The 13,450-nt window shown below is 61.4% G+C and carries 14 protein-coding genes; 4 read left to right on the forward strand and 10 right to left on the reverse strand.

Features of this window, described 5'->3' with window-relative positions; genetic code table 11:
• Positions 1–56 precede the first annotated feature (56 nt).
• Complete coding sequence (locus tag BMI88_RS01500) at positions 57–1,646, reverse strand: ABC transporter substrate-binding protein (protein ID WP_078545407.1); 1,590 nt, start codon at positions 1,644–1,646, stop codon at positions 57–59.
• Between the two features lie 101 nt (positions 1,647–1,747).
• Here BMI88_RS01500 and BMI88_RS01505 point away from each other — a divergent pair, with 101 nt between their 5' ends.
• Positions 1,748–2,455, forward strand: coding sequence for a DUF1028 domain-containing protein (locus BMI88_RS01505; RefSeq protein ID WP_078545409.1), 708 nt, complete (start codon positions 1,748–1,750; stop codon positions 2,453–2,455).
• Between the two features lie 184 nt (positions 2,456–2,639).
• On the opposite strand, the gene BMI88_RS01510 is transcribed toward BMI88_RS01505, so the two are convergent.
• Complete coding sequence (locus BMI88_RS01510; protein WP_078545411.1) at positions 2,640–3,395, reverse strand: FCD domain-containing protein; 756 nt, start codon at positions 3,393–3,395, stop codon at positions 2,640–2,642.
• A 96-nt stretch (positions 3,396–3,491) separates the two neighbouring features.
• Between BMI88_RS01510 and BMI88_RS01515 the strand changes: the two genes are divergently transcribed.
• Positions 3,492–4,712: a M20 family metallo-hydrolase gene (locus BMI88_RS01515; protein WP_078545413.1), complete on the forward strand. Its 1,221-nt coding sequence runs from the start codon at positions 3,492–3,494 to the stop codon at positions 4,710–4,712.
• A 256-nt stretch (positions 4,713–4,968) separates the two neighbouring features.
• Entirely contained in the window at positions 4,969–6,237 is a 1,269-nt protein-coding gene (locus BMI88_RS01520; protein WP_078545415.1) for a DUF6538 domain-containing protein, read from the forward strand.
• Positions 6,238–6,250: 13 nt separating this feature from the next.
• Here the strand turns inward: BMI88_RS01520 and BMI88_RS01525 are convergent, their stop codons facing one another.
• Positions 6,251–6,487: a helix-turn-helix transcriptional regulator gene (locus BMI88_RS01525; RefSeq protein WP_075777684.1), complete on the reverse strand. Its 237-nt coding sequence runs from the start codon at positions 6,485–6,487 to the stop codon at positions 6,251–6,253.
• A 93-nt stretch (positions 6,488–6,580) separates the two neighbouring features.
• Here BMI88_RS01525 and BMI88_RS01530 point away from each other — a divergent pair, with 93 nt between their 5' ends.
• Entirely contained in the window at positions 6,581–7,231 is a 651-nt protein-coding gene (locus BMI88_RS01530; RefSeq protein WP_078545417.1) for a hypothetical protein, read from the forward strand.
• Between the two features lie 186 nt (positions 7,232–7,417).
• Here the strand turns inward: BMI88_RS01530 and BMI88_RS01535 are convergent, their stop codons facing one another.
• The 7 genes from BMI88_RS01535 to BMI88_RS01560 all read right to left on the reverse strand — a co-directional run bounded on the left by BMI88_RS01535 (position 7,418) and on the right by BMI88_RS01560 (position 13,347).
• Positions 7,418–8,866, reverse strand: coding sequence for a mannose-1-phosphate guanylyltransferase/mannose-6-phosphate isomerase (locus BMI88_RS01535; protein WP_078545419.1), 1,449 nt, complete (start codon positions 8,864–8,866; stop codon positions 7,418–7,420).
• A 9-nt stretch (positions 8,867–8,875) separates the two neighbouring features.
• The gene (locus BMI88_RS01540) at positions 8,876–9,847 is read right to left on the reverse strand and encodes a GDP-L-fucose synthase (RefSeq protein WP_078545421.1); all 972 of its coding nucleotides are present in this window, start codon (positions 9,845–9,847) and stop codon (positions 8,876–8,878) included.
• A 9-nt stretch (positions 9,848–9,856) separates the two neighbouring features.
• Positions 9,857–10,975 carry a GDP-mannose 4,6-dehydratase gene (gene gmd / locus BMI88_RS01545; protein WP_078545423.1) on the reverse strand — a complete coding sequence of 373 codons (1,119 nt, stop codon included), beginning with the start codon at positions 10,973–10,975 and terminating at the stop codon, positions 9,857–9,859.
• Between the two features lie 198 nt (positions 10,976–11,173).
• Positions 11,174–12,052, reverse strand: coding sequence for a glycosyltransferase family 2 protein (locus tag BMI88_RS01550; RefSeq protein WP_246831796.1), 879 nt, complete (start codon positions 12,050–12,052; stop codon positions 11,174–11,176).
• A gap of 2 nt (positions 12,053–12,054) precedes the next feature.
• Positions 12,055–12,402 carry a hypothetical protein gene (locus tag BMI88_RS19675; RefSeq protein ID WP_168173909.1) on the reverse strand — a complete coding sequence of 116 codons (348 nt, stop codon included), beginning with the start codon at positions 12,400–12,402 and terminating at the stop codon, positions 12,055–12,057.
• Entirely contained in the window at positions 12,399–13,049 is a 651-nt protein-coding gene (locus tag BMI88_RS01555) for an acetyltransferase (RefSeq protein ID WP_246831797.1), read from the reverse strand. The genes BMI88_RS19675 and BMI88_RS01555 overlap by 4 nt, the downstream gene beginning before the upstream one ends.
• Positions 12,991–13,347, reverse strand: a complete 357-nt coding sequence (locus BMI88_RS01560; RefSeq protein ID WP_168173919.1) for a DapH/DapD/GlmU-related protein — start codon at positions 13,345–13,347, stop codon at positions 12,991–12,993. Before BMI88_RS01560 ends, BMI88_RS01555 begins: the two co-directional genes overlap by 59 nt.
• Positions 13,348–13,450 lie beyond the last annotated feature (103 nt).

Below are 13,450 nucleotides of genomic sequence, written 5' to 3' on the forward strand. Positions count from 1 at the left end.
GCAAAAGATGAAAAAAAGAGTGCGCGGACCTGTCGCGGCCCGCGCACCCGGAAGGATCAGGCCTTCGTCACGTCCTTGAGGAGCAGGAAGAACGAGGGCTGCAGCGTGAAGTCCGACACTTTGTCGTTCGTCACCGCGTTCTGCTTCCAGTTCGCCACGAAGACCCAGGGCGCGTCGTCATGCACGATCTGCTGCATCTTCTTGTAGAGCTCGGCGCGCTTGGACTGATCGGTCGCGGTGCGCGCCTCTTCGAGCAGCTTGTCGACCTCGGGGTTCGAGTAATAGCCCGAGTTGAAGCCGCCCTTGTCGGGCCAGGCATCGGTGCGCAGCGCGAGATAGGGCAGGGTGTCGGGATCGTTCGTCATCCACGCCATCTCGGCCATGTCGACATGTTGCCCGTTCGAGTCGAGCCCTGGGTTAACCTTGCCGAGGAAGGTGTTCCACTCGAAGGTCTCGATCTTGGCGTTCAGTCCCACGGCTTTCAGGTCGGCCTGAATGGCCGTGCCCATCGCCACCGGGTCGAGCATCCCCGAGCCGCCATCGGTGACGTAGAAGGTCACTTCCGTGCCCTCGGCCACGCCGGCCTCTTTCAGCAGCGCCTTGGCCTTTTCCGGGTCGTAGGGGTAGGGGTCGAGGCTGTCGTCATGCGCCCAGGCGAAGGCCGCGGGCGTCGGGCCGTTGGCCACGGTCGCCGTGCCTTCGAGCACGTCGTTGACGATCGCTTCCTTGTTGATCGCGTAATTGGCGGCCTGACGGGCCTTCTTGTCCTTGAACGGACCCGTGGCGCAATCGAGGATCAGGAACCACAGATGCGGGCCCGCCTGTTCGACGAGGTTGTAGCTGTCGTTCTGGAACTCCTTGAGCGCCACGGGCGGCACCTCGACCATCAGGTCGATCCCGCCCGCCAGCATCTCGGCTACGCGAGTATTGGCATCGGTGATCGGGCGGAAGATCACCGCCTTGAGCGAGGTGGGCGTGTCCCAGTAATCCGGGTTGCCCTCGACCACGACGGCCTCGTTCGGGCGCCATTCCTTGAAGGTGAAGGGACCGGTGCCGACCGGGTTGCGGCCGAAATCCTTGTCGAATTTCTTCACCGCCGTCGGCGAGACGATCAGCCCCGTCGGGTAGGCGAGGTTCGACAGGAAGGGCGCATAGGGTTCCTTCAGCGTGAAGACCACCGTTTGCGGGTCTTTCGCGTCGACCGTGTCCACGCTCGAGAAGAAGAAGGCGAGCGGGAAGGGGCCGGTGTGATAATAGGGGTGGTTCTCGTCGAGCATCCGCTCGAAGTTGAACTTCACCGCCTCGGCGTCAAAATCGGACCCGTCATGGAATTTCACGCCCTGACGCAGGTGGAACGTGTAGGTCTTGCCGTCATCCGAGATGTCCCAGCTCTCGGCGAGGGCCGGTTCGACTTCGAGCGTGCCGGATTTGTAGCGCACCAGCCCGTCATAGAGATTCATCAGAATGCGGAAGTCGTTCACGGCGGTGACCGCCGCCGGGTCGAGCGCCTTGGGCTCCGCGATCTGGCCTACGACCAGAACGCCGGGCGGGGTCGCCGCCATCGAAGGCAGACCGGTTCCCATCAGGACGCCCGTCGCCACGCCCGAGATCAGAAGACCGCGCCGCGTAAGGGTGAGTTTTGCCATAGTACCTCTCCTGTTCAGCATGGCTGATTTTTATTGGTGATGATTGCATGAGGGCAAATTATCATGATAAATGCAAGGGCGCAGATTAACGGAGTTCCGCCGTGACGGTATCAATTCTGGCATATGACGAAAAAACGGGCGTCTTTGGTGGGGCGGCCATGACCGGCAGCCTCTGCGTCGGCGGCTGGGTGCTGCGCGGCGGCGCCGAATCGGGATTGTCGGCCAGTCAGGGCACCGCGCCTTCGACGCTCTGGGGCGAGGATGTGCTGGCGAAGATGAAGGCGGGTATGTCCGCGCCCGACGCCGTGGCGGAGGTGACGGGCCCGGATACCGGACGGGCCCACCGCCAACTCGCCGCCATCGACCTGCGCGGGCGCACGGGCCATTTCACCGGCGAGATGTCGGTGCCGGTCTGCGGTGCGCTGGAAGGGCCGGGCGTCGTGGTTTCGGGCAATATGCTTGCCGATTGGGAGGTGATCCGCGCGGTGCGCGATACTTACCTCTCCACGCAGGGCCCGATGCCCGACCGGCTGATGGCCGCGCTGGTTGCAGGCGCGCGGGCGGGAGGCGACAGTCGCGGGCTGCTCTCAGCGGCGCTGCTGGTAGCCTCGCGCGCGGCGACGCCGCTCACGTTGCGCATCGACCGCTCGGCCAAGCCGCTCGAGGATCTGGCCGAGCTGCTCGCCGCCGCCCGGGCCGAGCCCTATTACGGCTGGACCCGCGTCGTGCCGACCCTCGACGATCCCTATCGTGTCCCCGATCTGGTGGAGCCCGAAGCGCTCCCGCTGCCCGAGACCGGGACGAAGTAGCTCGGAACTTGGCGCGGGGCGACCAGCCCCGGGCCGCGCCCGACCCTCCCCACGGGAGGGCGCATTGGCGGCGTCGGCGCATGCATTACCGATTTTCGGATTTGCGAGATAAATCGCTAAGCCACACGCGTTCGCGAAGCGCCCGCCCGAGGCTCGGGCGCGGCCCTCGGCGCGAAAGCCCGCGTCACTCGGCGATGAAGCGTTTCATCACCTCGGCCTCCTGCGCTTCCATAAAGCGCTGGGCCGTGGCCATGTGGTCGGCCATGATCGTGCGGGCATCCTCGGCACGGCCCTCACGCAGCGCGGCGATCAGGGCGATCTGGTGGTTACGCCCGCTTTCCCAAAGCTCGTGGTTATGGGGCGCGTAGAGTTTCCGGTAGACCGTCAGGTCCGACAGGATCTGCGCCATGAAGCGGATCAGGAAGGCCAGAAGCGCATTGTCGGAATGCCGTGCCAGCACCGCGTGGAATTTCAGGGAATCCACATGCTGTTCGCGCTCTTCCTCGGGCGTGGCGGCGGGGGCGGCATATTGCGAGACCAGCGCCTCCAGCTCGGCCAGATCTGCCTCCGAGAGCTTTCCGGCAAGGCTCGCGGCCACTTCGGGCTCCAGCGCGCGGCGGATCTGGTAGATGTCGGCGACCGTCAGATCCTTGAAATAGAAGTAGTTTCCCAACAGCGCTCGGGCGCGCTCCTCGCTGACCTCGCCCACGAAGGAGCCGCCGCCCGGCCCTGTGCGCGTTGTCACCAGTCCCTGCGCTTCCAGCAGCCGCATCGCCTCGCGGATCGTGCCTTTCGCCATGCCGAACCGTTCGATCATCTCGGCCTCGCCGGGCAGGCGGTCGCCCTTCTTCAAGCGCTGCGCGACGACCCAGTCCTTGATCTGATCGGCCACGCGGGCGGGGCGAGAGCGCTTGGGTTCGGTGGCGGGTTTGCGGGGCATCGGATCTCTTGAGGGGAAACGCACTGGCGTTTCTCCTAGACCAATTCGCATCAAAAGAGTAGATAGCTATTTATAATGATAAATAGAGGTGATGCCATGCAGGACTGGGGTGCAGTTGCGCAAGAGCGGCTGGAGACGATCGCGAAAGCCTCCGAGCCCGGTCCCGGCGTGACCCGGCTGCCGTTCGGTCCCGAACACGAGGCTGCGCTGGAGATCATCACCGGGTGGATGGACCAGGCGGGCTGCACGGTTAGGCGCGATGCGGCGGGAACGCTGATCGGGCGGCGCGCAGGGCCTTCCGGCGCGCCCACGCTGCTGATCGGCTCGCATCAGGACAGCGTGCGTCATGGCGGTGCGTTCGACGGGATCATGGGGGTGGCGCTGGGATGCCTTGCGCTCGAAGCGATTGGCGATCGCGCGCTGCCATTTTCTGTCGAGGTGCTGGCCTTCGCCGATGAGGAGGGCGTGCGTTTCCCGACCGCATTGATCGGGCCGCGCGCGTTGGCGGGCACGCTCGACCAAGGCGTTTTCGCGATGGTGGACAAGGCGGGCGTAAGCCTCGGTGCGGCGCTCAAGGCCTTTGGTGGCGACCCAGAAGGCACGGTGACGTTGGCGCGCGATCCGGCCACGATCGCAGGCTATCTGGAGCTGCATATTGAGCAAGGCCCGGTGCTCGAAGCCGCGGACAAGCCGCTCGGCGTCGTCACCGCGATTTCCGGGATCGAGCGGCATCGCGTCACGATCACCGGCGAGGCGGGTCATGCGGGCACCGTGCCGATGGAGATGCGCCACGACGCGCTGCTGGCGGCCTCGGACCTGGTGCGCGGCGTGCATGACATGGCGCGCGCGCACGGGATCCGGGCGACGGTCGGGCAGCTCGATGTTTCGCCCAACGTGGTCAACGCGATCCCCGCGCAGGTCGATCTGACCATCGAGATCCGCGCCGCCGAAGACCCGGCCCGCACCGCGATGGGCGCGGCGCTTAGCCCGCTTTGCGCGCAGATCGCCGAGGCCACGGCGACGGAGGTCGAGATAGAGAAGACCTATGCGCAGCCTGCCCAAGCCTGCGATGCAGGGCTGCGAGAAGGGCTCGCCGCAGCCGTACGCGACACGACCGGAGCGCTCGCGCCCGAGTTGCCCTCGGGAGCCACGCATGACGCCTCCGCGATGGCCGATCTCTGCCCGATCGCGATGCTGTTTTTGCGCTGCAAGGGCGGGATCAGCCACAACCCGGCTGAATATGCGAGTGCGGTGGATATGGGGCAGGCGGTCGACGCACTGACTGCTTTCCTCTCTGATTACTCCCCGGAAGTCTGAGGTGCCTTCCTTAGTAGAACGTTAGCCGAGTTGGATTACGAAGATCGCACCAGGCTGCTGCGCGAGACGCTTGAGCGGAGACGCAGAAGGAGAGCGCGATAATCGGAATTCCTCTCCGACATATCCATCTCGATTTCCAAGTGAAGTTCGTATCTAAATATAAATAAATCAATTATTTACGTTGAATTCGATTCCCTGGGGAAGGCTTTCGTGCTACACATATCGATACACAAAAGCTCTTTCCCGGAGGGGTGCGATGAATATCACCAAGCGTGGCGAAGTCTGGCATCTGCGTCGGCGGGTTCCCAAGGGGTATGCCTCTGTCGATCCTCGCCGCGAAGTGGTGATCAGCCTTCGGACGGGGTCTGAGACATTGGCGCGACAGAAGGCGCCGGTGCTCTGGGCCGAGCAGATCGAGGTCTGGGAGGCGATGCTCGATGGCGATACGGAAGACGCGGAGGCGCGGTTCGCTGCGGCCAAGCGGTTTGCGAAGGCGCGCGGCTACCGGTTTCTCGATGCGCGCAAGGTGGCGCGTCTGCCTGTGCAAGAGCTGCTCGCGCGTATCGATCTGGTTGCGAGTGACGAGATGCGCGATCCGCTCGGAGCGGACTCCCTTCTTGGTGGGGCAGAGCTACCGTTGATCACCGTATCGCGGGCGCTTGAGCTGTTCTGGGGTCTCGCTCGTGACAAGACCTTGGGCAAGAGTGCGGATCAGGTTCGGCGCTGGCGCTATCCGCATATCAAGGCGGTGCAGAACTTCATCGCGGTTGTCGGGGACAAGCCGCTTGATGATCTGACGCGCGATGATTTCCTCGATTTTCGCGATTGGTGGGCAGAGCGGATGGCGTGCGAAGGGCTCACCGCGAATTCCGCGAACAAGGATCTGACGCATCTCAGTGCGGTCTTGAGGCGCGTGAACCGCGACAAGCGGCTCGGGCTTGAGCTGCCGTTTGAGGATCTCGGCTTCCGGCAGGGGAAAGCGGCGCGGCGGCCGTCCTTCTCGGACGACTGGGTGCGGGATCGCTTGCTGGCCCCCGGTGCGCTCGATGGGCTGGAGCCGCAAGCGCGGGCAATCCTGCTGTTGATGGTGAATACCGGGCTCCGTCCGAGCGAGATCGCAGCGCTGCGGCCCGAGGAGATCCGGCTCGATGATCCGATCCCGCATTTGCTCTTGCAGCCGATCGGGCGGGTTCTCAAGACGCAGAATGCAGAGCGGGTGATGCCGCTGCACGGGGTGTCTCTGGAGACGATGCGAGCATTCCCGGATGGGTTTTCGCGTTATCGCGAGAGCTCTGCCACGCTGAGTGCCACGGTGAATACCTATCTGCGGGATGCCGGTCTCCTCGAGAGCGAGCGGCATTCTCTCTACAGCTTGCGGCATGGGTTTGAGGATCGGATGCTTGCCGCTGGGATCGACGAGCGGATCCGGCGTGACATTATGGGGCATGCCCTGGGGCGCGAGCGCTATGGGGAAGGGGGGCGGTTGGCTACTATCGCTAGGCTTCTCGAGCCGATCGCGTTCTGAGGCGTGTGAGCAATCAGCTCCGCAGTTTCACCTTGAGCAGATTAGCGGGGTCGATATCGAGAGCCTGCGCGAGGCGCCAGACATTGTCGATGGAGATATTCTGCTCGCTACGCTCTACGGCGCTCAAATAGGTTCTGTTGAGACCAGATTCGAGCGCTAGACGTTCCTGCGACCATCCACGCTCAGCGCGCAGTGATCTTAGGTTGCTCGCGAGAGTGTCGCGCAGAGGGCTTTTCGGCGTTCGTTTCACCCCCTTGCAATCGCGCAATGTTGGTTTTAGCTCTACCGGTTATAAGAGACATTCGTGCGCTCGCTAATACATCTTTGCAAAGGGACCACCTCAATGGACGCAACTGAAATCGACCCTAGTTTTCTGCTCATTTCCGATCGAGAAATGTATACTCATCGTGATCGCAGTCTTGCCGGATCACTCGGGGATGGGTTTGTCTATCGCCGTATCAAGAACATGCTGGCGGATCCCTTGCTACGTCCGCTCCTCGAGCTGTTGGAGAATGGTGCGACGAGCTACGAAGGCGCGCTCAAACTTAAAGGGCGCGGTTTCCTCGAGACGCGGTCGATGATCGCGCGGCGAGGCCCGTTCAAGGAAGACGAGTTTCAGTATGTTCTGCTCACGGATGAGGCTTGCAGTTATGCCCATCGCTGGCTCTTCGGAAGAGCGGAGGGGCCTGAGCCGGATCTCGATCCGGCGGAGTCCCTGCTGAAGGCTATTCGGCGTTATCTCGTTGTCGACGCAGGTTCTGGTATCGTGGTGGGGCGAGACGTGCTGGAGGTTGCGATCGATCTCGATGATATGAAAATCTTGGGGCGCCTCGTGCATCTGGACTACGGGCTTCGTCAACTTTCGGATCCTGGTTTTAGTGACCCGGTTTCTGAGGCGGATTGGATGGAAGCTCGCGCGTATTGGTCCGGGGCGGATAGTGCCGATCGAGTTGGGGCTGCTATCGTATCCTTCGACTCCTCCGAACTCCCGTAAGTGTTCTCGCGAGGAGGGCAGTAGGGCTGCATCCACAGATAGAGTGTCAGTTTTTCTTTCCTTCTGTCGCGACGCGATAGAAAGATCTTCAAACAAAAAGAGCCACGACTTTGGTGTCGTGGCTCTCGCGTTCTGTAAATATTTCGAGGCTTCGGAGCCGCCCCTCCCTAGGACGCAGTGAGGCCTTTACCCTTTTGCGCCTTGCCCCCGCGCATAGACATCCTCGTAGCGGATGATGTCATCTTCACCGAGATAGCTGCCGGTCTGCACTTCGATCAACGTCAGCGGAACTTTCCCCGGGTTCTCCATGCGATGGACGGCACCGAGCGGGATATAGACAGACTGGTTCTCGGTCACGAGTTTCACCTCGTCATCAATGGTCACCTTAGCGGTGCCCTCGACAACGATCCAGTGCTCAGCGCGGTGGTGGTGGCTTTGCAGGCTCAATGCCGCGCCCGGGTGGACATGGATCCGCTTCACCTGGAAGCGCTGACCGACCACGAGGCTCTCATACCACCCCCAGGGGCGGAAGTCGCGGGGCAGGGTCTCTGCTTGGGCGGCTCCCTTGGCCTTCAGTTCAGCCACCGCCTTCTTCACGTCCTGCGCGCGGTCCTTGTGGGCGACAAGAACCGCATCGGGCATGGCGACCGCGATGATATCCTCGAGCCCGATCCCGACCAGTTCCTGAGCGCTATCCGTTGAATGCAGGAGTGTATCGCGACAGTCGATCGCGGTGGCCGGGCCGGTCGCTACGATGCCGTGCTCGTCCGGGTTCTGCTCGCGCCAGACTGCCTGCCAGTCGCCGAGGTCTGACCACGCGCCACCATAGGGCACGACGGTCAGGTTGTCCGCGCGCTCCATCACTGCATAGTCGATCGAGATGTCTTCGAGCTGCGCCCAAGGCTCGGGCGCGAGTCGGGTGAAGGCGAGATCGCGCTCGGCGGCGTCAACGGCGGCCTTGGTCTGCGCGAGAGTTCCGGGCGCATGCTTTGCGAAGGCGTCGAGAATCGCCGAGGTCGAGAACAGGAAGATACCCGCATTCCAGATATGCATGCCGCCATCGAGCAGCGCCTCGGCCTTGGCCAGGTCAGGCTTTTCGACGAAGGATTTCAGCGGTTGCGGGGTTGCGGAGAACTCCGCGTCCGGGGCTTCGCTCAGTTCCAACCAGCCATAACCGGTCTCGGCGCGATCAGGGCGGATGCCGAAGGTGACCAGCTGTCCGGCCTCGGCCGCCGGGGCGGCGGCCTCGACCGCTGCACGGAAACGTGCGGGATCGGGAATGACGTGATCGGAGGGCGCTATCAGCATCAGTGCGCCGGGTTCACGGGTCTCGAGGACGAGAGCGCCCGCACAGATTGCTGCGGCGGTGTTGCGAGCGGAAGGTTCGATCAGGATATCGGCGGGGGCGATTTCGAGTGCGGCCAGTTGCTCGATCACGACGAAGCGGAAATCTGCGCCGGTAATCACCGAAGGGGCTGCGAAGCCGTCACCCGCGAGCCGCTTGGCGGAGGCCTGGAACAGGCTCTCCTCGCCCATCAGGTTGACGAATTGCTTGGGGTAGCTCTTGCGCGAGAGCGGCCAGAGCCGCGTGCCCGAGCCGCCGCAGAGGAGGACGGGGTGGATCGTCTTGCTCATAAATCCCTCTCAGGTTCTGGCTGTGTCGTAGTTTGCGAGGAACCAGCGATAGGTCTCGGCGATCCCGTCTTCGAGGCCGATGCGCGCCTGCCAGCCCATCGCTTTCAGGCGGCTGACATCCATGAGCTTGCGCATCGTGCCGTCGGGCTTCGACGGGTCGGTCGCGATCTGGCCCTCGAAGCCCGTCACCGTCGCAACCATCTGCGCGAGTTCCAGGATCGAGATGTCGGTGCCCGAGCCTACGTTGATATGGCTCAGCATCGGATCGGTATTCGCGTCGTAGGCGCCCTTGGGCAGGTCGAGCACGAAGAGCGAGGCCTCGGCCATATCGTCGACATGCAGGAACTCACGCCGCGGCGTGCCGGTGCCCCAGATCGTGACCTCCTCCAATCCGTCGCGCGCCGCTTCGTGGAAGCGCCGGATCAGCGCAGGCAGCACATGGCTGTTCTGCGGGTGGAAGTTGTCGCCCGGCCCGTAGAGGTTCGTGGGCATCACCGAGCGGTAATCCACGCCATGCTGCCGGTTGTAGCTCTCACAAAGCTTGATCCCGGCGATCTTCGCGATGGCATAGGGCTCGTTCGTGGGCTCGAGAGGCCCCGTGAGCAGCGCGTCCTCCGCCATCGGCTGCGGCGCGGCTTTCGGATAGATGCAGGATGAGCCGAGTTGCAGGAGCTTGGTGACCCCGGCGGCGAAGGCCTGATGGATCACGTTGGCCTCGATCATCAGGTTCTCGTAGATGAACTCGGCCGGGTAGGTGTTGTTGGCGTGGATCCCGCCGACCTTGGCGGCCGCGAGGATCACCACGTCGGGTTTCTCCGCCTGCATGAACGCGCGCACCGCCGCCTGATCGGTCAGGTCGAGTTCAGAATGCGTGCGGTTGATCAGTTCCAGAGCTTCGCTATTGCCCTGGCGCGTCTCCAGCTGGCGCAGGATCGCGCCGCCCACCATGCCGCGGTGGCCTGCGATATAAATCTTGGTCATTGGACTGCCTCAGCCTTCGAGCGAGACCGGTAGGTCAAGCCCGTGTTCTTTCAGAAGCGCGTAGCGCCGCGCGGCCTTGTGGTCCTCGGCGACCATCTCGGCACACATCTCCTGCGCGGTGATCTCGGGCACCCAGCCGAGCTTTTCCTTTGCCTTTGACGGGTCACCCAAAAGCGTGTCCACCTCGGCAGGACGGAAGTAACGCGGATCGATCCGCATAACGACATCCCCGACCTTCAAAGCGGGAGCTTTGTCGCCCTCGATAGAGACGACAGTCGCGATCTCCTCGGTGCCGGAGCCCGAGAATTCCAGCTCAATCCCCAATTCCCGCGCGCTCCAGGTGATGAATTCGCGCACGGAATATTGCTTGCCGGTAGCGATGACGAAATCCTCTGGCGCGTCCTGCTGCAGCATCATCCACTGCATGCGGACGTAATCCTTCGCATGGCCCCAATCGCGCAAGCTGTCGATGTTGCCCATGTAAAGGCACGGTTCGAGCCCCATCGCGATGTTCGAAAGGCCACGGGTGATCTTGCGTGTCACAAAGGTTTCGCCGCGCCGCGGGCTCTCGTGATTGAACAGGATGCCGTTGCAGGCATACATCCCATAGGCCTCGCGATAGTTCACCGCGATCCAGTAGGCGTAGAGCTTGGCGACCGCGTAGGGTGAGCGCGGGTGGAAGGGGGTGGTTTCCTTCTGCGGGGTTTCTTGGACGAGACCGTAGAGTTCGGACGTCGAAGCCTGATAGAACCGCGTCCTCTTCTCGAGACCAAGGAAGCGGATTGCTTCGAGCATCCGCAAGGTGCCGATCGCATCGACGTCAGCGGTATATTCGGGGGCCTCAAATGAGACCGCAACGTGGGACTGCGCGCCGAGGTTGTAGACTTCGTCTGGTTCGATATCGCGGATCAGGCGCGTGAGGTTCGAGGTGTCAGAGAGATCGCCGTAATGAAGCTTCATTTGGGCGTGGTTGCTATGCGGATCCTCGTAGATATGGTCGATCCGCTGGGTGTTGAAAAGCGAGGCGCGTCGCTTGATGCCGTGGACTTCGTAGCCTTTTTCCAAAAGGAATTCTGCGAGGTAGGAACCGTCCTGGCCCGTAATGCCTGTGATTAGTGCTTTCTTCATGAACTTTCCTTGGAGACTTTACTTAGAGCTTACCCGGGTTGGTGTGGGAAAGGAGTTGAACGAGTAGGAGTGAGCGGTCCTGCCGGATGCCGGGCGTCATACCCCGCGGTGCATGGGCGTTAATAACTCGAGATTAGCTGGTGTGCTCACGCGCTCACTGAAGAACATTGAACACAATGTGGGGAGGTGAACGGCACTTTAAGCTGTCACATCGATGTCCAACACTTGTTGGATGGCTGTGGGTGCGTCCGCTCCGGTAAGCGCCATGTAATGGCGCACCTCGTCGAGCTTGGCGTCGACGAGGAAGCGATACCAAAAGCCTTGCAGCACGTGGAATGCGAGACCTTCCCGGCCGTCAAGGAAGCCAAAGCGGAGCAAGTATCGGTAAAGGAAATAGGCGAAAGACCGGAGGCCGGTGGGCAATCGTGCGTAGATCTTTTCCTTTAGCCAGCGCTTGACACCTGCCTGGCCGCCTCCTAATTCGGCCACCGTTTCATGTTGCATGAAGCCGTATTCGAGGTTCAGAAGATCTACGACCTCGCGGCTGGCGTAGGCATTGTGTTTGGCGGTCCACCAGGTCAGAGAATTCTGATTGTCGTCGAGAATCTCTCCCGAGAGCTCAACAACAGGCCCCGCGACCTTGATATGCTCGTCCATCCAGCGGTCTTCGCACCGGCCTTTGCCATGTCGGAAGATTCGAATTATGCGAATTGGGAACAGTCCGCCGTGGCGGATTGCGCGACCGAGGAAGGTCATACGACGGCCAACTACAATGCCGTCGATTTCGATGCCAACTTTGGGCAGTGTTTCCGCGATCTGAGCACGTAATGCCTCGGTGACAATCTCGTCGGCGTCGAGGCGCAGCACCCAGTCGGTATCGGCGGGCAACTGGTCGAGCGCCCAATTGTATTGGCTCGCGTGGTTGCGCCAAGGATTGAAGCGGACTTCGGCGCCCATCTCCTCTGCTATCTCGACGGTCCGATCAGTTGACCCGGAGTCGACGATAAAGATGCGATCGGCAATTCCGTCCAGCGATCGGATCGCCCGGGCAACGTGGCGCTCTTCATCGCGCGTCATGATCACGGCAGTAAGCATAATAGACCAGTTTTTTGGGTTTTGGCGACCATAGTGTTGGCGATTGAAGGGATGCGCCAACTCCGCTCAAATTGCATATCGGTAAAGCCTAACTTGCGCAGCAGCCCACGGAGAGTGACGAAGGAGGCCCCGGTCACCTGCCAGTCGCACGCTGCCATCTCGGCGTCGGACGAGCAGTTGCCACAGCTGAGCGTTAAGACCCGCGGAACGCGGCTGAAAGCTGGGCTAAGTCGGTCAAGCTCTGCGACGAACATGGAAAGAATATAGTCTTTCGGGGCTATGCGTTCGGCGTTCTCGAGGCGATGGCGGCCAGTGTCGTCTACGTCGCTCATGACCCAATCTTTCTGATCAGCCTTGCCGGATTGCCAGCCACAATCCATCCTTCCTCCACATCCTTCACCACTACGGCGCGCGCACCCACTACGGCTCCGGTGCCGACAGTGACATCCGGCCCAATAAAGGCGTCGGCCGCGATCCAGGCATCGGCGCCAATACTTATCGGCAATTTCAGGAGGGGCCGATTTGAGATTGCCAAATCATGGGTTCCGGCACACAGATGTGCGCCTTGCGAGACCGTCGCGCGCGCGCCAATGGTTATCGGTCCGAGCGAGTAAAGGATCGCCCGGTCCCCCACGGCACATTGGGCGCCGAGAATGAGGTTCCAAGGGATGATGATGCGCACGCTTGGGTGGATATGGACCTCGGCCCCGACCCGTGCGCCGAAACAACGCAGGAGCCAGCGACGTAAGCCCCAAAAAGGGCGTGGGCTAAGACGAAATAATGGTTGAACAAGAGCCCACAACACGCGGCCTGCCTTTTCACGTTTCGTCCATTTCTCAGCCTTACGATTGGCAGAGACATCAATGCTGTAGCTCTCTGACATGTGTTGCTCTCTCACAAGCTTTTCTACATGAGATGTTTCATTTAACCGGCTCACAAAAGTCACCAGGTGTTGCATCAGTGGCGAGATGAGCATCATGAACCTCTATCTCATCTTTTGAGAAACGCCACTTTATGAAGCGTGCAGGGACGCCGCCAACAACCGAATATGGTTCGACATCACGAGTAACAACCGCCCCAGTCGCTACGACGGCGCCTCTTCCAATACGAACCCCCATCATAACCGTCACCCTAGCCCCAATCCAAACATCATCTTCGATAACGCAATTTCGTGCTGAAGGGCGTCCTGAGAAAATTATTGGCTTCCCCGCCAAATTATAATTATGGTTATTTCCCGTTACCAAAAAATCGGGTCCGATCATAACATATTTTCCCATTGCTACCTTTGATGGGATTTCGGCCCCTCGGCCGATGTAGCCATATGGTCCCATTATAAGAGAAGGATGTAGTTTTGAGCCTAGCGCGAGATAGGTCTCGAAA

Origin of the sequence: Thioclava sp. F36-6, from assembly GCF_002020305.1 — a bacterium.
In the GTDB taxonomy this organism is placed as follows: domain Bacteria; phylum Pseudomonadota; class Alphaproteobacteria; order Rhodobacterales; family Rhodobacteraceae; genus Thioclava; species Thioclava sediminum.

Coding starts and splice junctions, on each gene's coding strand:
- BMI88_RS01500 (WP_078545407.1), bottom strand. CDS start 1,646: ATGGCAAAACTCACCCTTACGCGGCGCGGTCTTCTGATCTCGGGCGTG.
- BMI88_RS01510 (WP_078545411.1), bottom strand. CDS start 3,395: ATGCCCCGCAAACCCGCCACCGAACCCAAGCGCTCTCGCCCCGCCCGC.
- BMI88_RS01515 (WP_078545413.1), top strand. CDS start 3,492: ATGCAGGACTGGGGTGCAGTTGCGCAAGAGCGGCTGGAGACGATCGCG.
- BMI88_RS01520 (WP_078545415.1), top strand. CDS start 4,969: ATGAATATCACCAAGCGTGGCGAAGTCTGGCATCTGCGTCGGCGGGTT.
- BMI88_RS01530 (WP_078545417.1), top strand. CDS start 6,581: ATGGACGCAACTGAAATCGACCCTAGTTTTCTGCTCATTTCCGATCGA.
- BMI88_RS01535 (WP_078545419.1), bottom strand. CDS start 8,866: ATGAGCAAGACGATCCACCCCGTCCTCCTCTGCGGCGGCTCGGGCACG.
- BMI88_RS01540 (WP_078545421.1), bottom strand. CDS start 9,847: ATGACCAAGATTTATATCGCAGGCCACCGCGGCATGGTGGGCGGCGCG.
- gmd (WP_078545423.1), bottom strand. CDS start 10,975: ATGAAGAAAGCACTAATCACAGGCATTACGGGCCAGGACGGTTCCTAC.
- BMI88_RS01550 (WP_246831796.1), bottom strand. CDS start 12,052: ATGACGCGCGATGAAGAGCGCCACGTTGCCCGGGCGATCCGATCGCTG.
- BMI88_RS19675 (WP_168173909.1), bottom strand. CDS start 12,402: ATGAGCGACGTAGACGACACTGGCCGCCATCGCCTCGAGAACGCCGAA.
- BMI88_RS01555 (WP_246831797.1), bottom strand. CDS start 13,049: ATGATGCTCATCTCGCCACTGATGCAACACCTGGTGACTTTTGTGAGC.
- BMI88_RS01560 (WP_168173919.1), bottom strand. CDS start 13,347: ATGGGAAAATATGTTATGATCGGACCCGATTTTTTGGTAACGGGAAAT.